The organism is Paraburkholderia sp. GAS33, assembly GCF_050436645.1.
GTDB classification, from domain to species: Bacteria; Pseudomonadota; Gammaproteobacteria; order Burkholderiales; family Burkholderiaceae; genus Paraburkholderia; species Paraburkholderia phenazinium_B.
In genome coordinates, this window is the sequence record NZ_JBNDMP010000023.1 from 12,376 (window position 1) to 30,785 (window position 18,410).

Below are 18,410 nucleotides of genomic sequence, written 5' to 3' on the forward strand. Positions count from 1 at the left end.
CTCGCACCAAACGACGGCGGTAAACAACAAAGGCCGGTTCCACTGAACCGGCCTTTGCGTTTGTTCCCGACTGTCTCGAACTTCAGACTTGTGCGCCTGCGTTCGGGTCGCTCGGGTCGTGACGTTCCTTCTTTTCCTTGATCAGGTCGTCGCGCTTCACGCCGAGCCACATCGCCAGCGCTGCCGCAACGAACACCGACGAATAGATACCGAACAGAATACCGACCGTCAGCGCCAGAGCGAAGTAGTGCAGCGTTGGACCGCCGAACAGGAACATCGACAGCACCATCATCTGCGTACAGCCGTGGGTGATGATGGTCCGCGACATCGTGCTGGTAATGGCGTGGTTGATGACCTCGATGACCGTCATCTTGCGTTCGCGGCGGAAGGTTTCGCGAATCCGGTCGAAGATAACCACCGACTCGTTCACCGAGTAACCGAGCACCGCAAGCACGGCAGCCAGCACCGACAGCGAGAACTCCCACTGGAAGAACGCGAAGAAACCGAGAATGATCACCACGTCGTGCAGGTTGGCGATCACGCCGGCCACGGCGTACTTCCATTCGAAGCGGAACGACAGGTAGATCACGATGCCGGCCACCACGCAGGCGAGCGCGAGCAGACCGTTGGTGACCAGTTCCTTGCCGACCTGCGGGCCGACGAACTCGACGCGCTGCAACTGCACCTGGGCATCTTCACCCTTCAATGCGCCCATCACCTGATCGCTCTGCTGGGCCGAGGTGAGGCCGGCCTTGACCGGCAGACGGATCAGCACATCACGCGAAGTGCCGAAGTTCTGCACCTGAGCGTCCGGATAGCCGAGTTTGGCGAGTGTGCCGCGCACCGGTTCGAGCGGCACCGTGGTCGGATACTGCACTTCGATGACCGTACCGCCGGTGAACTCCACCGACAGATGCAGCCCGCGATGCAGCAGGAAGAACACGGCAGCAATAAACGTCAGCAGCGAGATCGCGTTGAACACCAACGCCCGCTGCATGAGCGGTAGATCTTTGCGAATGCGGAAAAATTCCATGGTCTTGTTCTCCGGGACTCAGCGGGATGAACCCGGTTTCTGCGGCGTGTTGCCGGGGGCATTGCGACGGCGCACCGTCGGCTTGCCGGCGCGGGCCTGAGCCTGGGCCGCGGCCTTCGGCTTGGCGGCTGCTGCGGTGATGGCCCGTCCTGTGTCGGTTTCGGCATCTTCACTGCCGAGATACGCGGCAGCGGCGGCGCCTTCGACCGCTGCCGGCCTCCACACCTGGCCAATGGCCAGCGACTTCAGCTTCTTCTTGCCGCCGTACCAGAGGTTCACGAGACCGCGCGAGAAGAACACGGCAGAGAACATCGACGTCAGGATGCCGATACAGTGCACGATCGCGAAGCCGCGCACCGGACCCGAGCCGAACGCGAGCAGCGCCAGACCGGCGATCAGCGTGGTTACGTTCGAGTCGAGAATGGTCGCCCATGCATGCGCGTAACCGTTCTGGATGGCCAGCTGCGCCGGCGCGCCGTGACGCAGCTCTTCACGCACGCGCTCGTTGATCAGCACGTTCGCGTCAATGGCCATACCGAGCGCCAGCGCGATAGCCGCGATACCCGGCAAGGTCAGGGTGGCCTGCAGCATCGACAGCACCGCGATCAGCAGCAACAGGTTGACCGACAGGCCAATGATCGAGACCACGCCGAACAGCATGTAGTACGCAATCATGAAGACGGCGATGGCCGTAAAGCCCCAGATCACCGAGTGGAAGCCCTTCTTGATGTTATCGGCGCCGAGGCTCGGGCCGATCGTGCGTTCTTCGATGATGTCCATCGGCGCTGCCAGCGAACCGGCGCGCAGTAGCAGCGCGAGGTCGGCGGCAGCTTGCGGGGTCGGCTGGCCAGTGATCTGGAAGCGGTCGCCCAGTTCGGACTGGATCGTCGCGACCGTCAACACCTGGCCCTTGCCCTTTTCGAACAGCACCATCGCCATCGGCTTGCCGATGTTGTCGCGCGAGACGCTCGCGACGGCCCGGCCGCCGGCCGAGTCGAGACGGATGTTGACCGACGGACGCTGGTGTTCGTCAAAGCCTGCCGAAGCGTCGATGATGCGGTCGCCAGTGAAGATCACCTGCTTCCTCAACATGACCGGCGCCTGGTTGCCTTCGGTGAACAGTTCGTCGCCCGGCGGCACGGCGTCACCCGGATTCGGGTGCAGGTCGTTCGGATCGGCGAGACGCGCTTCGAGCGTCGCCGTGCGGCCGATGATGTCCTTCGCCTTCGCCGTGTCCTGCACGCCTGGCAGTTCGACCACGATGCGGTCGGCGCCTTGCTGCTGGATCACCGGTTCGGCCACGCCAAGTTCGTTGACCCGGTTATGCAGTGTCGTGATGTTCTGCTTGAGCGCCGCGTCTTCGACCGTCTTCTGCACGGCCGGCGTAAACGTGCCGACCAGCTGATAGCTGCCGTCAGGCGCCGTCTGCGTTTCCCACTGGAGCTCGCTGATGCTGCGCGAAAGCTGTTTGCTCGCCGCGTCCGCCGTGTCCTTGTCGGCGAAATTGATCACCACGGTCTGGTTGACGCGATTCACGCCGCCATCGCGGATGTTGTTGTCACGCAGCAGCGTGCGCGCGTCGGAGGCGTCCGAGTCGAGCTTCTTGTTCAGCGCGCCCGCCATGTCCACCTGCAGCAGGAAGTGCACACCGCCGCGCAGGTCGAGGCCGAGGTACATCGGCAACGCGTGCAGGGCAGTCAGCCAGCGCGGCGACGCGCTTTGCAGGTTCAGGGCGACGACAAAATTCGGATCGTTCGGATCGCTGTTCAGCGTCTTCGACAGCAGGTCCTTCACGCGCAACTGCGTGTCGGTATCCGACAGACGCACGCGAATATTCGCGTTGCTCGACGAGTTGTCGTACGTCACGTCGGAAGCGGCGATCTGATTGGCGGCCAGCGTGGCTTCGATTTGCGACAGTGTCGACGAATCGAGCTTGACCGTTGCCTTGCCGCTCAGCACCTGCACCGCCGGCGCTTCGCCGAAGAAATTGGGCAATGTGTAGATGAGGCCGATGGCAAGCGCCACGACCATCACGACATATTTCCAGAGGGGGTAACGATTCATGGAGTGGTCCAACGGGAAAGTTGGCTCGTAAGCGATGCGTCCGGCGATGGGCGCGGAAGGCGCAGCGTACCTGTTGGCATGGATGGCATGACAGGCATGCTGGCTTCAGTTTCGCGAGGCCGCGCCGGACGCGAGAGAGCAGGCCTTACAGCGACTTGATCGTGCCCTTCGGGAGAATCGTCGTGACCGATGCTTTTTGCACGGTGATTTCCGTGCCTTCGGCGATTTCGACGCCGACGTACGCGTCGCTAACCTTGGTCACCTTGCCGACGATGCCACCGTTCGTGACCACTTCATCGCCCTTGGCCATAGCGGCGAGCATGTTGCGATGTTCCTTCTGGCGCTTCATTTGAGGGCGAATCATGATGAAGTACAGCACGCCAAACATCAGGATCAGCGGCAGGAAGCTCATCAGGCTTGATTCTGCACCGCCTGAGCCTTGAGCGAAGGCGTTGGAAAAAAACGACACGTTGGTCTCTCCGTTATAACGAACAAAAAAATCAGCCGATTATTCTACCACCGGCATTTGGTACGACGGCACGGCAAATGAGCTTTCCGATCAAGCTGTTAAAGGCTTCTTTGGGCCGTCGCGAAATGGAATTGTAATGTTCAGGTCTCGCGCCGACGGTTTCTTCGGGGGAATCCGTCGGCGGGCGCTATTGTGCGCCTTCCTTGGTTACTTGCTTGCGTCCGCATCTTCTTTTTTGAGTTCGGGCGCCGTCAGCGAAATCTTTCAGCGGGGCTTTTGTAGAAACCCTCTAGGCGGCCTGTTCGACACCCCGTGCCCGGTTTTCGTGGAAGCGCGTGCGGAACGCCTCGAACGTCTGAGTCTCGATTGATTCGCGGATCTCGCTCATCAGTTCGAGGTAGTAGTGCAGATTGTGGATCGTGTTGAGTTGCGCGCCAAGAATTTCACCAACGCGATGCAGATGGTGCAGGTAGCCACGGGTGAAATTCCGGCAGGTATAGCAGCCGCAGGTTTCGTCGAGCGGGCGCAGGGAGTTCTTGTGCGTCGCGTTGCGGATCTTGACGTCGCCGAAGCGGGTGAAGAGCCAGCCGTTGCGCGCATTGCGGGTCGGCATCACGCAGTCGAACATGTCGACGCCGGCTGCCACGCCCGCTACCAGGTCTTCCGGCGTGCCTACGCCCATCAGATAGTGCGGCTTGTGGGCCGGCAGCTTCGGGCCGATGTGGTTGAGCACGCGCATCATGTCTTCCTTCGGCTCGCCCACCGACAGGCCGCCGATCGCGTAGCCATGGAAGTCCATCTCGGCGAGACCTGCCAGCGATTCGTCGCGCAGATCCTCGAACATGCCGCCCTGGATGATCCCGAACAACGCGTTCGGATTGCCCAGCCCGTTGAATTCGTTGATCGAACGCTGGGCCCAGCGCATCGACATGCGCATCGAGTCGGCGGCGTCCTTGCGCGAAGTCGGGATGTTGTTGGTGGCGTAGGGCGTGCATTCGTCGAACTGCATGACGATGTCCGAGTTCAGCACCTTCTGGATCTGCATCGACACTTCGGGCGACAGAAACAGCTTGTCGCCGTTGATCGGTGAGGCGAACGTGACGCCATCTTCGGTAATCTTGCGCAGATCACCCAATGAAAACACCTGGAAGCCGCCGGAGTCAGTGAGGATGGGCCGGTTCCAGCCCATGAAGCGGTGCAGGCCGCCGTGCGCGCCGATCGTTTCGAGTCCCGGCCGCAGCCACAGGTGGAAGGTGTTGCCGAGGATGATCTGCGCATGCATCTCTTCGAGTTCGCGCGGCTGGACTGCCTTCACGGTGCCGTAGGTGCCCACCGGCATGAAGATCGGTGTTTCGACCACGCCGTGATTGAGCGTCAAGCGGCCGCGGCGCGCCTGGCCATCGGTGTTGAGCAGCTCGAATTTGAGGCCGTTGTCGGGACGTTCGGCGGAGTTGCCGTCGTGATTGGCGCAGCTTGGACAATTGGCGCTCGAGGCGCCGGTATCGTGGTTATGACCTTCGGTCATGAGAACTCCTGTGCCACCGGAGAACAGTCCGGCGCATGACATGAACGCCGCCGGGCTAGCCCCGACGGCTGGGTAAAGAAATCAAGGTGCGGCAGACTACCCCGAGCGAGGCGCGCGCGCAACGCTACCGGACGGCATATCGTCATGCGGACGCGTAACTACAGGGGCTCAGCTCAGCCGTCTTTGCGCGTGAGCAGCATCGCGTCGCCGTAACTGAAGAACCGGTAGCGCTCTTCAATGGCATGCCGGTACGCGGAACGGATCGTCTCGATGCCCGCAAACGCCGACACCAGCATCAACAGCGTCGATTTCGGCAAATGGAAGTTCGTCACCAGCCGGTCGACCACGCGAAACCTGTAGCCCGGCGTGATGAAAATATCGGTTTCGGCGGCAGTCGCGGCAAGTGGTCGGCCGGCGGTTTCGGCGTCGCGCGCGGCGGCTTCGAGCGCGCGCATCGACGTCGTGCCTACTGCGATCACCTTGTTGCCGCGGGCTTTGGTCGCGGCGATCCGGTCCACCAGCGTTTGCGGCAACTGGTACCACTCGCTGTGCATCTTGTGCTCGGAGATGTTCTCCACCCGCACCGGCTGGAACGTGCCGGCGCCGACGTGCAACGTGAGCGTCGCGCGTTCCACGCCGCGCTCGTCGAGCCGCGCCAGCAGCGCGTCATCGAAGTGCAGCCCCGCGGTCGGCGCAGCCACCGCTCCCGGATTCTGCGCGAACACCGTCTGATAACGGGTTTCGTCAGTCGCGTCGGGATCGTGCTCGATGTAGGGCGGCAGCGGCAGCCGGCCGAACTGTTCGATCAGCGTCAGGCAGTCTTCGGGAAAGTGCAGGGTGTAGAACGGCTCAACGCGCTCGCCGACGGTCACGTCGAAGGCATCCGCCAGACGCAGCGTCGTGCCGGGCGCCGGGCTCTTGCTGGCGCGGACCTGCGCGAGCGCGGTGCGCTCGCCGGTCAGCCGCTCGACCAGCACTTCGATCTTGCCGCCACTGGCCTTTTGGCCGAGGAAGCGCGCCTTCAGGACTTTGGTATCGTTGAACACCAGCAGGTCGCCTGGCGCGATGCATTCAGGCAGCTCCGCGAAGCGGCGGTCGGTGAAACGCGCCGGCGTGGCGAAGCCGTCCACTTCAAGCAGACGGCTCGCGCTGCGCTCTGGCAACGCCGTTTGCGCGATGAGTTCGGGTGGCAGGTCGAAATCGAAATCGGAAAGCGTGAACATGCGGACTGGCTGGAAGCAGGACGTGAACGAAACTGAATTGGGCCGAAGCCGGTCGGATTTGCACCGAAGCCTCGCGGCCTGCGGCTATGATTGCGGGACGCCGCAGCGGCGTCGCGAAACCTTTGAAAGCCGATATTGTACTTGCGAAGCAACCCATGCCTTTGTCCGACCGCCGTTTGCCCTCCGCTACCGACGAAGTGAGCGTCGAGCCGAAGCGCCCCGCCGCTCGTGGCAAGGGGGGCGAACTGCTCAACCCTGGGCCGTCGCAGGAAGCCAGATCGGTGAAGGCGGTCAAAGCGCCTAAAGAGACGAGCGCATCCGGCGAGGCCAAAGCGCCCAAGGGAGCGAAGGCACCCAAGGCGGCAGAGAAGCCCGCTCCGGCGCTTGCCAAAACCGCTGACAAGCTCGCCAAGCTCGGGCTCACGAGCGACATCAATCTGGTCCTGCATCTGCCCATGCGCTACGAGGACGAGACCTCGTTGACGCCGATCGCGCACCTGCTGCCGGGTGGCATGGCGCAGACCGAAGGCGTGGTGTTCGATAACGAAATCGCCTATCGCCCGCGCCGCCAGTTGCTGGTCAAACTACGCGACGACACCGGCGACGAACTGGTGCTCCGCTTTCTGAATTTCTATGGCTCGCAGGTCAAGCAGATGGCGATCGGCGCACGCCTGCGGGTGCGTGGCGACGTCCGTGGCGGTTTCTTCGGCATGGAGATGGTGCATCCGGCCGTGCGCGTCGTCGATGAAGACACGCCTTTGCCGCAAGCGCTCACGCCGGTGTATCCGAGCACGGCGGGCGTCAGCCAGGCCTATCTGCGCAAGGCGATCGACAACGCGCTGTCGCGCGCGGCACTACCGGAATTGCTGCCCGAGGCCGTCGCCAGGACTTATCTGGACCCGCTTGGCGTGCCGCCACTGATGCAGGCGGTGCGCATGCTGCATCACCCCGGCGTCGACTCGGACGAAACCGCCCTGATGGACGGTACGCATCCGGCATGGGTACGCATCAAGTTCGAGGAACTGCTCGCCCAGCAGATGTCCCTGAAGCGCGCGCACGATGAGCGCCGCACGCGCGCGGCGCCTGGCATGCCACGACGAACTGCGGACGATCCAGCCTCACTGGTGGCGCGGCTCCTGAAAGCGCTGCCGTTTTCGCTGACCGGCGCCCAGCAGCGCGTGGGCGGTGAAATCGCACTGGATCTGACGCAGCCACATCCCATGCAACGTCTGCTGCAGGGCGACGTGGGCAGCGGCAAGACCGTCGTCGCCGCGCTTGCCGCCGCGCAGGCCATCGACGCCGGCTATCAGGCCGCCTTGATGGCGCCGACCGAAATCCTCGCCGAACAGCACGCACGCAAGCTGCGCGGCTGGCTGGAGCCGCTTGGCGTGAGCGTCGCGTGGCTGGCCGGCAGTCTGAAAACCAGGGAGAAGCGCGCAGCCATCGAGGCCGCGGCGCTCGGCACCGCGCAACTGGTGATCGGCACGCACGCGATTATTCAGGATGCGGTGGAGTTCGCGCGACTTGGACTCGTGATCGTCGACGAACAGCACCGTTTCGGTGTGGCGCAGCGCCTCGCGTTACGCGCCAAGGCGCGCAACGCAGCGGAAGGCGCCCGCGATTTTCAGCCGCATCAGTTGATGATGTCCGCCACGCCGATTCCGCGCACGCTGGCCATGACCTATTACGCGGACCTCGACGTCTCGACCATCGACGAACTCCCGCCCGGCCGAACCCCGATTCTGACGAAGCTCATTTCCGACGCGCGTCGCGAAGAAGTGATTGGCCGCGTGCGCGAGGCGGCGCTGACCGGACGCCAGGTCTACTGGGTCTGTCCGCTGATCGAGGAAAGCGAGACGCTGCAATTGCAGACGGCCGTCGAAACCTACGAAACGCTGGTCGCCGCGCTGCCGGAACTGAACGTCGGCCTCGTGCATGGCCGGCTTGCCCCGGCGGAGAAAGCCGAGGTGATGGACGCTTTCACTCGCAACGAAGTGCAATTGCTGGTCGCGACAACCGTGATCGAAGTGGGCGTAGATGTGCCAAATGCGTCGCTGATGGTGATCGAGCATGCCGAGCGCTTCGGCCTCGCGCAATTGCACCAGTTGCGCGGCCGCGTTGGGCGCGGCAGTGCGGCTTCCGTCTGCGTGCTGCTTTACACCGGACCGCTGTCGATCACCGCACGCGCCCGTTTGCAGACCATGCGCGAGACGACCGATGGCTTCGAGATCGCCCGCCGCGACCTGGAAATCCGTGGCCCAGGTGAATTTCTCGGCGCGCGCCAGTCAGGCGCGGCGATGCTGCGCTTTGCCGATCTGGAGCAGGACGGCTGGCTGATCGAACCCGCTCGCGAGGCGGCGGCCCATCTGCTGGAAAAGTATCCGGACGTGGTCACCCAGCACCTGGCGCGCTGGCTCGGGGCGCGTGAGCAATACCTCAAAGCCTGAGCCGGCGTCCGTTTGCGGGTTTTGAACAGCGCGGCGTTACGGTCGGTAACGTTTCCGGGCATTCCCTGTGCTGGGGGAGGTTGGCGAATTGGCCCCATAGGTGTATAACTGAAACCTATCGAATTCATCGCACTGATTGGTCCCCAATGACGCTCACTGAATTGAAATACATCGTCGCGGTTGCCCGCGAGCGGCACTTCGGCCGCGCGGCAGAGGCGTGTTTCGTCAGCCAGCCGACGCTGTCGGTAGCGATCAAGAAGCTCGAAGACGAACTGAATGTGCAGATTTTCGAGCGTGGCACGAGTGAAGTGAGCGTGACGCCGATCGGCGAGCAGATCGTCACCCAGGCGCAGCGCGTCCTCGAACAGACGCTCGCTATCAAGGAAATCGCCAAGCAGGGCAAAGATCCGCTGGTCGGACCGCTGCGCCTCGGCGTTATCTACACGATCGGGCCGTACCTGTTGCCCACACTCGTCAAGCAGATGATCAAGCGCGTTCCGCAGATGCCGTTGATGCTGCAGGAGAACTACACGCTCAAGTTGATCGAACTGCTCAAGCAGGGAGAGATCGACGTCGCGATCATGGCGCTGCCGTTCCCCGAAACCGGCTTGATGCTGCGCCCGCTTTACGACGAGCCGTTCGTCGTCGCGCTGCCGTCCGGCCATGCGTGGGAGCATCGCAAGAAAATCGATCCGGACGATCTCAAGCAGGAAACCATGCTGCTGCTCGGCAGCGGCCATTGTTTCCGCGATCACGTGCTGGGCGTGTGCCCCGAGCTGATGCGCTTCTCACAGAACGCGGACGGCATCCAGAAGACTTTCGAAGGCTCGTCGCTCGAGACGATCCGTCATATGGTGGCGAGCGGCGTCGGCATTACGGTTTTGCCGCGCATGTCGGTGCAGGAAGTGAAGCCGCACGCAGGCGGCATCGATTCCGGCCTGCTCAGCTACGTGGCTTTTGACGAACCCGTGCCGGATCGCCGCGTGGTGCTGGCCTGGCGGAAAAGCTTTACCCGCATGCCCGCCATCGATGCAATCTGCGACGCTATCAACGCCTGCGATCTGGCCGGTGTGAGCAAACTCGAACTTCCCGTCGCGGTGAATTGAGCGTTTCAAGGCAGGCCCAGCGCGATCAGGTGCCCCGGGGCCTGCCCGTATCAAAGGCCGATAGCGTCGGCCCCTATCGAATAGATAAAATTAATCAAATATTACTTTTCGATAGCATAGGTATAGTTTCCTCCATGGGTCGCCCGATTCCGATCGCGACCAACACGATATGGAGGAAATCATGACGCAGCCCCAAGCGCAGCAGCCCCAGCAAGTTTCCACCCAAAGCGCCACACCGGCGAGCCGCTTCGCCATGTCAGCGAATAGCGTGCGCACCGTCGCAGTCTCGTTGCTGGTCGACCGCGCGCTGAGTGCGTAAGACGTCGTCCGGTCGGGCGAGCTGTGCTGCGCAAAAAAACGGCGCACGGCCCACAGCCCTGTTTCCAGCCGTACAAAAAAACTCTCATCAGGAATACACGATGTCCGAAAGCAAACTTACCTCGGCAGCCGGCGCATCTGTCGCCGACAACCAGAATTCGATGACGGCCGGCGCCCGCGGCCCCGTGGTGTTGCAAGACGTTTGGCTGCTCGAAAAGCTGGCGCACTTCGACCGCGAAGTGATCCCTGAGCGCCGTGTGCACGCGAAAGGCTCGGGCGCGTTCGGCACGCTGAAGGTTACGCACGACATTTCGCGCTTCACGAAGGCGAACGTGTTCGCGCAGGTCGGCAAGGAAACCCCGCTCTTCATGCGCTTTTCGACGGTAGCTGGCGAGCGCGGCGCCGCCGACGCCGAACGCGATGTGCGCGGCTTCTCGATCAAGTTCTACACGGAAGAGGGCAACTGGGACATTGTTGGCAACAACACGCCCGTGTTCTTCATCCGCGATCCGCTCAAGTTTCCGGACTTCATTCACACGCAAAAGCGCGATCCGTACACAAACATGCGCAGCAACGTGGCGGCGTGGGACTTCTGGTCGCGTCATCCGGAATCGTTGCATCAGGTGACGATCCTGATGAGCGATCGCGGTATTCCGCAGAACTACCGTCAGATGCACGGCTTCGGTTCGCACACGTTCTCGTTCATCAACGCGAACGATGAGCGCTTCTGGGTGAAGTTCCACTTCAAGTCGATGCAGGGTATCGAAAACTACACCGACGCCGAAGCGGCGCAAGTCGTTGCGCAAGACCGTGAAAGCGCACAGCGCGATCTGATCGACAACATCGATAACGGCAACTTTCCGAAATGGCGTTTCTGCATTCAGGTGATGCCGGAAGCCGATGCGCTCACGTATCGCTACAACCCGTTCGATATCACCAAGGTGTGGCCGTACAAGGACTATCCGCTGATCGATGTCGGCACGATCGAGCTGAACCGCAACGCGCAGAACTACTTTGCCGATGTGGAGCAGGCCGCCTTCACGCCGGCCAACGTGGTGCCGGGCATCGGCTTCTCTCCGGACCGTTTGCTGCAGGGGCGTCTGTTTTCGTACGGCGATACCCAGCGTTACCGGCTCGGGATCAATCACCACCAGATCCCGGTGAACGCGTCGCGCGTGCAGCGTCAGCATTCGTTCCATCGTGACGGCGCGATGCGTACTGACGGGAACCTCGGTAGCACAGCGAACTACGAGCCGAATCGCTTCGGCGATTTCGCGCAGGACCGCAACGCGTCCGAACCGCCGCTTGCTGCGGGTGCCGTGGACCGTTACGACCATCGTGAGGACGAGGACTACTACAGCCAGCCGGCTGCACTGTTCCGCCTGTTCGATGCGGCGCAACGCGAACGCTTCTTCGGCAACATCGCGCGCCATATCAATGGCGTGCCGCAGGAGATCCTTGCGCGGCAGCTTGAGCATTTCCGCCGGATCGATCCGGCGTACGCAGAAGGGGTGATCGCCGCGTTGGCGACGCTCAATGAGAAAGCGAAGTAAGCATCGAACGAAGTATCACTGCGCCGGCGAATGAGGCCGGTGGGTGCAGCGGGCTCGGGCGGTCAAGTCAATACCGCCTGGGCCTTATCCGATAGTCACGGTGGGCGCATGGGCGTCTTGCCAGTTCGAAGTCGAAGGGGAACGGACATGGTTCATATGTTAAGCATCGGCAGCGCACGGCTCGCACGTGACGCACGGATTGTCTTTGGCGGCAACTTCTCGCGCAAGCTGATTGGTCTTGCCATCCTGACGAGCGGTTACGCGCTGATTGCATCGCACGCGCTGCAACACCTGTCGGGTCACTAGGACTGACTGGCGGAGCGCTGTTGCGCGCACGCAGCTTTACTCCTGAACTTTTTATATGGAGGTTGTCATGTCACTTCATTCCACCCGCAATACGTTGGCCGAAGCGATTCGGCGCAAGTCTGTCGATCTGCTCGGTCAGTCGCTCGTCACCGCGATTGACGTGCAACGGCAGGCTAAGCAGGCACACTGGAACGTGAAGGGTCCGAATTTCATCGCGCTGCATCTGCTGTTCGACGAGGTTCACACGGCCGCTATCGAGTGGGCCGATCTGAGCGCCGAGCGCCTGGTTGCACTTGGTGGTACGGCCGATGGCCGGGTCCAACACGTGGCCGATAAAACGCAGCTCGAGTCGTATCCGCTGGAGTTGACGGATGGCACCGACCACGTTCGCCAAATCTCGGCGGCGCTTGCGAAATACGGGCAGCAAACCGTAGCAGCGATCAACGAGTCAGGTGATGCTGGAGACCCGTCGACCTCCGATCTGTTCACGGAAATTTCGCGCGCAGTCGATGATTATCTGTGGAAGGTCGAAGCCCACAACTACGCAAAGTAGCGTGAGCGAGGTGCATAGGGTCTGCACATTTGTACGATAAACTGGCGGACGTTCGCAGATACATGGTTAGCGCGTGAGCGCGCCATGCGCTGCCTGCTGTTTCGTATCACTCTTTACAGGAGTCGTCATGGCCAAAAAAGAAACCGTACAACACATCAATATCGGCATTAGCGACAAGGATCGCAAGAAGATCGCGGACGGCCTGTCGCATCTGCTGGCGGACACGTACACGCTGTACCTGAAGACCCACAATTTTCACTGGAACGTCACGGGTCCGATGTTCAACACGCTGCACCTCATGTTCGAGACGCAATACACCGAACTGGCGCTGGCTGTCGATCTGATCGCTGAGCGGATCCGTGCGCTGGGCGTGCATGCGCCGGGCAGCTACAAGGAATTCGCGAAGCTGTCGTCGATTCCGGAGGCGGATGGCGTGCCGGCAGCGGAAGAGATGATCCGTCAGCTGGTGGAAGGCCAGGAAGCCGTGGTGCGTACCGCGCGCGGGATTTTCCCGGCAACCGAAGCGGCCAACGACGAACCGACCGCCGACCTGTTGACGCAGCGCATGCAGACGCACGAAAAGACCGCGTGGATGCTGCGCGCGATGCTGGCGTAAGCGGTCAGCGTATCTGAAGTACCGGGCCTCCCCGAATCGCATTCGTGGGAGGCTTTATTTTTTGTGGCCCGGATATACAAGGGCATTGGGACGCGCTGGCGCACGGCGGCGGCGTTCTGCGGCTTCCCTCGCGCACATACCTTAAAATGTCGTCACTGCCCGCACTTGACGACGCCCGCCCATGTTCGCCCGACTCCCTTTGTATCTGCGCCTCGTCCGCATGGACAAGCCAATCGGCAGCCTGCTGCTGCTGTGGCCGACGCTCAACGCGCTGTGGATCGCGTCGGACGGGCACCCGCCGCTGTCGCTGCTGGTGATTTTCGCGCTCGGCACGGTGTTGATGCGCTCGGCTGGCTGCGCTATCAATGACTACGCGGACCGCGATTTCGACCGCTATGTGAAGCGTACCGAGAACCGTCCCATCACCTCGGGCAAGATCAAGGCGTGGGAGGCCATCGTGCTCGCGGTTGTGCTCGCGCTTCTGTCGTTTCTTCTGATCTTGCCGCTCAATACGCTGACCAAGGAACTGTCGGTGGCGGCGCTGTTCGTCGCGGGTTCGTATCCGTTCACCAAGCGTTTCTTCGCGATCCCGCAGGCGTATCTGGGCATTGCGTTCGGCTTCGGCATTCCGATGGCGTTTGCCGCCGTGCAGGATCACGTACCGATGCTTGCCTGGCTGATGCTGCTGGCCAATGTGTTCTGGTCGGTGGCGTATGACACCGAATACGCGATGGTCGACCGCGACGACGACATCAAGATCGGCATCCGCACTTCGGCGCTGACCTTCGGCCGCTACGACGTTTTCGCGATCATGCTGTGCTATGCGCTGACACTCGGGATTTATATCCGGATTGGTCTCACGCTCGGTTTTGGCTGGTTGTACTGGCTCGGCTGGGTGGCTGCCGCGGGCTGCGCTGTCTACCACTACACGCTGATTCGCAACCGTGACCGCATGGCGTGCTTTGCCGCCTTCCGCCATAACAACTGGCTGGGCGGGGCGCTGTTCGCGGGGATTGCCGCGCACTACGCCGCGGCCTCGTTCTGAGCGCTCTTAACCTGGCGCTTCGCCGCGCCAACGCACGCCGAAGGGGACTTCCTGCGGCGCGAAGGACCTGCGGCGCCGCAGTGTTTTCGTAAGAACCCGGCGCGGGTCGGCGCGGCCAGCAGCAACGCCGCTTTATTGCTTGCCGAACTCGTCGCCCATTTCCTTGGCGCGTGCATCGGCCGCCAGCACGCCGCGCACAATCGCATCCTTGATCCCACTTGCCTCAAACGAAACGAGCGCCGCTGCAGTGGTGCCGCCTTTTGACGTCACCCGTTCGCGCAACACGCTGGGTGGCTCGTCTGACTGAGCCGCCAGTTGCGCCGCACCTGTGAACGTCGCAACAGCCAGCGCGCGGCCTTGCGCTTCGTCCATGCCGAGCTGGCGCGCGGCTTCCTGCAGCGCTTCGATGAAGTAGAACACGTAGGCCGGGCCGCTGCCCGAGATGGCGGTTACGGCGTCGATCTTCGCTTCATCGTCGAACCAGACGGTCTGGCCCACGGCGCCTAACACTTGAGTCGCCAGTGCACGATCCGCAGCGTCGACGCTGCCAGTCGCCGAAAGACCCGCCACACCCATGCCGATCAGCGCCGGCGTATTGGGCATCACACGCACAATGCGTTGATGGCCGTTGAGCCAGCTCGACATATCGGCGGTGCGAATCCCGGCAGCGATGCTGATGACCACCTGCGTCGCGCCCAGATGCGGCGCCAGTCCTTCCGCTACGACCTTGAGAACCTGCGGCTTCACGGCCAGCACGATCGCGTCGAACGGCGCGAGCGCGGCATCCGCGGCTGCGCCCGTGCGAATACCGAATTGCTGCTCGTTGCGCTTGCGCGCTTCTTCGTTGGGGTCGATCGCGTAAAGGTCGGTCGGCGCGACGCCGTGCCTGATCAGACCGCCGATGATTGCAGCGGCCATATTGCCGCCGCCGATGAAGGCAATTTTCATGATGTTCCGGGATGGTTCAGTGAGAGTAGTCGCGCGCGCCGAAAATTGCGGTACCGACGCGCACGATCGTTGCACCTTCGAGCACTGCGGCTTCGAGATCGCTCGACATGCCCATCGACAGCGTGTCCAGTTCGAGCCCATCGGCGCGTAGCTGCTCGAAGAGTTCACGCAACTGCCGATGCGGTACCCGTTGAGCGTCGATGGTTTCGGCGGGCTCGGGAATCGACATCAGACCGCGCAGGCGCAGTTGCGGCAGCGCGGCGATAGCGTGTGCGGTTGCTGCAGCTTCCGCCGGTGTCACGCCGGCCTTCGACGCTTCGCCGCTCACGTTCACCTGCAGACATACGTTCAGCGGCGGCAAATGGGCAGGGCGTTGTTCGGCGAGCCGTTGCGCAATTTTCAGGCGATCGACCGAATGCACCCAATCGAAATTTTCCGCGACCGGGCGCGTCTTGTTCGATTGCAGCGGCCCGATGAAATGCCATTCGAGCGAAGCGCGCAGATCGGCCAGCGTTTCGATTTTCGTCAACGCTTCCTGCACATAGTTCTCGCCAAACGCATGCTGTCCGGCCGCACGTGCGGCGCGGACATCTTCGGCGGGAAACGTTTTCGAAACCGCGAGCAGGGTGACCGAGCGCGGGTCGCGTGAGGCGAGTTGCGCGGCGAGAGCAATGCGCTGCTGAACCGCGGCGAGGTTGTGATCGAGATCGGGCATGAGAAGACGTCAGAAGAAATCTGCGCAGAGACGATATACCCGATTATACGGACCCGCGCTCCCCACTTTGCCCGTCACGCGTACAGCATATGCTCGACCAGTTCGATCCAGTGCGCCACCGGCGTCGATGTGCCGCTTTGCAGATGGGCGATACAGCCGACGTTGGCCGATACGATCACCTGTGGCTCCTGAGCCTGCAGCTTTTCCAGTTTCTGGTCGCGCAGCGCGTACGACAGCGCAGGCTGCGTCAACGAATACGTGCCGGCCGAGCCGCAGCATAGATGGCTGTCGGCCGGCAGGCGCACTTCGATGCCGAGCGCAGTAAGGAGGTGTTCGACCTTGCCGCGCAACTGCTGACCGTGCTGCAGTGTGCAGGGCGGGTGGAACGCTACGGTATGCACGGAGCGGCGGCGCGTCACCGCGACCAGCGCTTCCTCGAACTCAGGCAGAACTTCGGAGATATCACGCGTCATTTCCGTGATGCGCTGTGCTTTCCCGGCATACGCCGGATCGTCGCGCAGCAGATGTCCGTATTCCTTGACGGTCGCGCCGCAGCCGGAGGCGTTCATCACGATGGCCTCCGCGCCTTCTTCGACATGCGGCCACCAGGCGTCGATATTGGCGCGGATATCGTCGAGTGCTTCGTCGTTGTAGCCGAGATGCAGACGGATCGCGCCACAGCAGCCGGCTTCCGGGGCCACGATCGTCTCTACACCGAGCGCATCCAGCACGCGTGCCGTGGCAATGTTGACGTTCGGCATCATCGATGGCTGCACACATCCTGCGAGCATCAGCATCTTGCGCGCGTGCTTCCTCGCCGGCCATTCGAGCGGCCGCTGGCGCGCCGGCACCTTGTCGCGCAGCTTCTTGGGCAGGAACGCGCGCACGTGCTGGCCGAGCCGCATGGCCGGCGTGAACAGTGCGCTATTCGGCACGACGCTCGCCAGCACGCGCCGCAACATCCGTTGACCGAAGGGCCTCGTCACCTTTTCTTCCGTGATCTTGCGGCCGATTTCCACCAGCCGTCCGTACTGCACGCCCGACGGACAAGTGGTCTCGCAGTTGCGGCAGGTCAGACAGCGGTCCAGATGCGTTTGCGTACTACGGGTCACCTCCGCGCCTTCGACCATCTGCTTGATCAGATAGATGCGTCCGCGTGGGCCGTCGAGCTCGTCGCCGAGCAACTGGTAGGTGGGGCAGGTGGCCGTGCAGAAACCGCAATGCACACACTTGCGCAGGATCGATTCTGCTTCGATGCCGTCAGCGGTGTCGCGAATGAAGTCGGCGAGGTTGGTTTGCATCGCGCGCTCAGAAGTCGGGGTACAGCCGGCCGCGATTGAAAATGCGGGCTGGGTCGAAAGCGGCCTTCAGGCCACGGTGGATTTTCATTAACGGTGCGGGCAGCGGTGTGAACACTCCGGCGCTGCGGTCATAGTTTTGCCCGGTGCGGAAAATCGTTGCGTGGCCACCGGCCTGTTTGGCGCTGATGCGTACGGTTTGCGCGTCGGTGTCGGTAATCCACCAGCGCTGGCCGCCGCCCCATTCCATCAGCTGGGCGCCGGGTAGTTGCAGCGGCTCTGTAATGGATGGCAGCGCGAGGCGCCAGAGCGCTGCCTTCGGCGCGATGGCCGCGAAGAAGGGATCCGTTTGCTCACGCAGACCAGCCCAGAAACGTTCGGCCTCGACCGCGTCGACGACTTCGCCGCCGAGCGCCGAGCGCGCCGATTTGACCGCCGCTTCGGCGCCGCCGAGGCGCACGGCGAGCGTGCCGTGGCGCCAGGCGCTGGCCGTGATCGGCAGCGGGCGGCCACCCCACTCGTTGAGCTTGCGGACCGCGTCGGTGCCGTTCATGTCGAACTTGAGGGTGGCTTCGGCCTGCTGCAGCGGCAGCACCTTGATCGACAGCTCGAGGATCAGTCCAAGCGTGCCGAGTGAGCCGGCCAGCAGCCGCGACACATCGTAGCCGGCCACGTTCTTCACCACCTGGCCGCCAAAGTGCAGCACCTGGCCCTGACCGTTCATGATGACCGCGCCGAGCACGAAGTCGCGCGGCGCGCCTGTCGATGGACGGCGCGGCCCGGCGATTCCGGCCGCAATGCAGCCGCCGAGGGTGGCGCTGGGGCCAAAATGGGGTGGCTCGAAGGGAAGCATCTGGGCGTGGTCGGCCAGCGCGGCCTCGATCTCCAGCAACGGCGTGCCGGCACGCGCCGTGATGACCAGTTCGGCCGGATCATAGGAAATGATGCCGCGATGCGCGCGCGTGTCGAGGATGTCTCCCTCCAGCGTCTGCCCGTACCAGTCCTTGGTGCCACCGCCGCGAATGCGTAGCGGTCGGCCTTCGGCGGTGGCCGAACGGATACGTTCGGACCATGCGGCGACGGTGTCGTCCTCTTCCATGTTGTCCTGCGTCGTTGTGTTTTGCTCGATTGTACCGGTCGGGGACTGACTGACAACCCGGAGCGGACCCCTAGCGGGTTGTCCGGAGGCGG

General features: G+C 62.7%; 17 protein-coding genes. 8 read left to right on the plus strand and 9 right to left on the minus strand.

Features of this window, described 5'->3' with window-relative positions:
- Positions 1-82: 82 nt before the first annotated feature.
- The 5 genes from secF to queA all read right to left on the minus strand — a co-directional run bounded on the left by secF (position 83) and on the right by queA (position 6,314).
- Positions 83-1,033, minus strand: a complete 951-nt coding sequence (gene secF / locus P3T24_RS37135; protein WP_074262423.1) for a protein translocase subunit SecF — start codon at positions 1,031-1,033, stop codon at positions 83-85.
- A gap of 18 nt (positions 1,034-1,051) precedes the next feature.
- Positions 1,052-3,097: a protein translocase subunit SecD gene (gene secD, locus P3T24_RS37140; protein ID WP_074262422.1), complete on the minus strand. Its 2,046-nt coding sequence runs from the start codon at positions 3,095-3,097 to the stop codon at positions 1,052-1,054.
- 145 nt (positions 3,098-3,242) lie between these two features.
- Positions 3,243-3,566: a preprotein translocase subunit YajC gene (gene yajC, locus P3T24_RS37145; protein ID WP_074262421.1), complete on the minus strand. Its 324-nt coding sequence runs from the start codon at positions 3,564-3,566 to the stop codon at positions 3,243-3,245.
- A 289-nt stretch (positions 3,567-3,855) separates the two neighbouring features.
- Positions 3,856-5,091, minus strand: coding sequence for a tRNA guanosine(34) transglycosylase Tgt (gene tgt / locus P3T24_RS37150; RefSeq protein WP_429441708.1), 1,236 nt, complete (start codon positions 5,089-5,091; stop codon positions 3,856-3,858).
- A 173-nt stretch (positions 5,092-5,264) separates the two neighbouring features.
- A complete protein-coding gene (queA, locus tag P3T24_RS37155; protein ID WP_074262419.1) occupies positions 5,265-6,314 on the minus strand; it encodes a tRNA preQ1(34) S-adenosylmethionine ribosyltransferase-isomerase QueA in 1,050 nt (349 codons plus the stop codon).
- 155 nt (positions 6,315-6,469) lie between these two features.
- Here queA and recG point away from each other — a divergent pair, with 155 nt between their 5' ends.
- From recG to ubiA, 8 genes are all read left to right on the plus strand, one after another.
- Positions 6,470-8,761: an ATP-dependent DNA helicase RecG gene (recG, locus tag P3T24_RS37160; RefSeq protein ID WP_429441709.1), complete on the plus strand. Its 2,292-nt coding sequence runs from the start codon at positions 6,470-6,472 to the stop codon at positions 8,759-8,761.
- A gap of 146 nt (positions 8,762-8,907) precedes the next feature.
- A complete protein-coding gene (locus P3T24_RS37165; protein WP_074265836.1) occupies positions 8,908-9,867 on the plus strand; it encodes a LysR substrate-binding domain-containing protein in 960 nt (319 codons plus the stop codon).
- A gap of 181 nt (positions 9,868-10,048) precedes the next feature.
- Positions 10,049-10,186, plus strand: coding sequence for a hypothetical protein (locus P3T24_RS37170; RefSeq protein WP_167379403.1), 138 nt, complete (start codon positions 10,049-10,051; stop codon positions 10,184-10,186).
- Between the two features lie 100 nt (positions 10,187-10,286).
- The gene (locus tag P3T24_RS37175; RefSeq protein WP_429441711.1) at positions 10,287-11,738 is read left to right on the plus strand and encodes a catalase; all 1,452 of its coding nucleotides are present in this window, start codon (positions 10,287-10,289) and stop codon (positions 11,736-11,738) included.
- Positions 11,739-11,885: 147 nt separating this feature from the next.
- Positions 11,886-12,044 (plus strand): hypothetical protein, encoded by a 159-nt coding sequence (locus P3T24_RS37180; protein WP_167379402.1) that lies wholly within the window; start codon positions 11,886-11,888, stop codon positions 12,042-12,044.
- A gap of 67 nt (positions 12,045-12,111) precedes the next feature.
- Positions 12,112-12,597, plus strand: coding sequence for a DNA starvation/stationary phase protection protein Dps (gene dps, locus P3T24_RS37185; RefSeq protein WP_074265834.1), 486 nt, complete (start codon positions 12,112-12,114; stop codon positions 12,595-12,597).
- A gap of 127 nt (positions 12,598-12,724) precedes the next feature.
- The gene (locus P3T24_RS37190) at positions 12,725-13,213 is read left to right on the plus strand and encodes a Dps family protein (RefSeq protein WP_074265833.1); all 489 of its coding nucleotides are present in this window, start codon (positions 12,725-12,727) and stop codon (positions 13,211-13,213) included.
- 181 nt (positions 13,214-13,394) lie between these two features.
- Entirely contained in the window at positions 13,395-14,258 is an 864-nt protein-coding gene (gene ubiA / locus P3T24_RS37195; protein ID WP_074265832.1) for a 4-hydroxybenzoate octaprenyltransferase, read from the plus strand.
- A 132-nt stretch (positions 14,259-14,390) separates the two neighbouring features.
- On the opposite strand, the gene proC is transcribed toward ubiA, so the two are convergent.
- The 4 genes from proC to glcE all read right to left on the minus strand — a co-directional run bounded on the left by proC (position 14,391) and on the right by glcE (position 18,318).
- Positions 14,391-15,206, minus strand: coding sequence for a pyrroline-5-carboxylate reductase (gene proC, locus P3T24_RS37200; RefSeq protein WP_074265831.1), 816 nt, complete (start codon positions 15,204-15,206; stop codon positions 14,391-14,393).
- A 16-nt stretch (positions 15,207-15,222) separates the two neighbouring features.
- Positions 15,223-15,921 (minus strand): YggS family pyridoxal phosphate-dependent enzyme, encoded by a 699-nt coding sequence (locus P3T24_RS37205; protein ID WP_074265830.1) that lies wholly within the window; start codon positions 15,919-15,921, stop codon positions 15,223-15,225.
- A gap of 74 nt (positions 15,922-15,995) precedes the next feature.
- On the minus strand, positions 15,996-17,222 hold the full coding sequence (glcF, locus tag P3T24_RS37210) for a glycolate oxidase subunit GlcF (RefSeq protein WP_074265829.1): 1,227 nt from the start codon (positions 17,220-17,222) through the stop codon (positions 15,996-15,998).
- Between the two features lie 7 nt (positions 17,223-17,229).
- Entirely contained in the window at positions 17,230-18,318 is a 1,089-nt protein-coding gene (gene glcE, locus P3T24_RS37215; RefSeq protein ID WP_074265828.1) for a glycolate oxidase subunit GlcE, read from the minus strand.
- Positions 18,319-18,410: the final 92 nt, after the last annotated feature.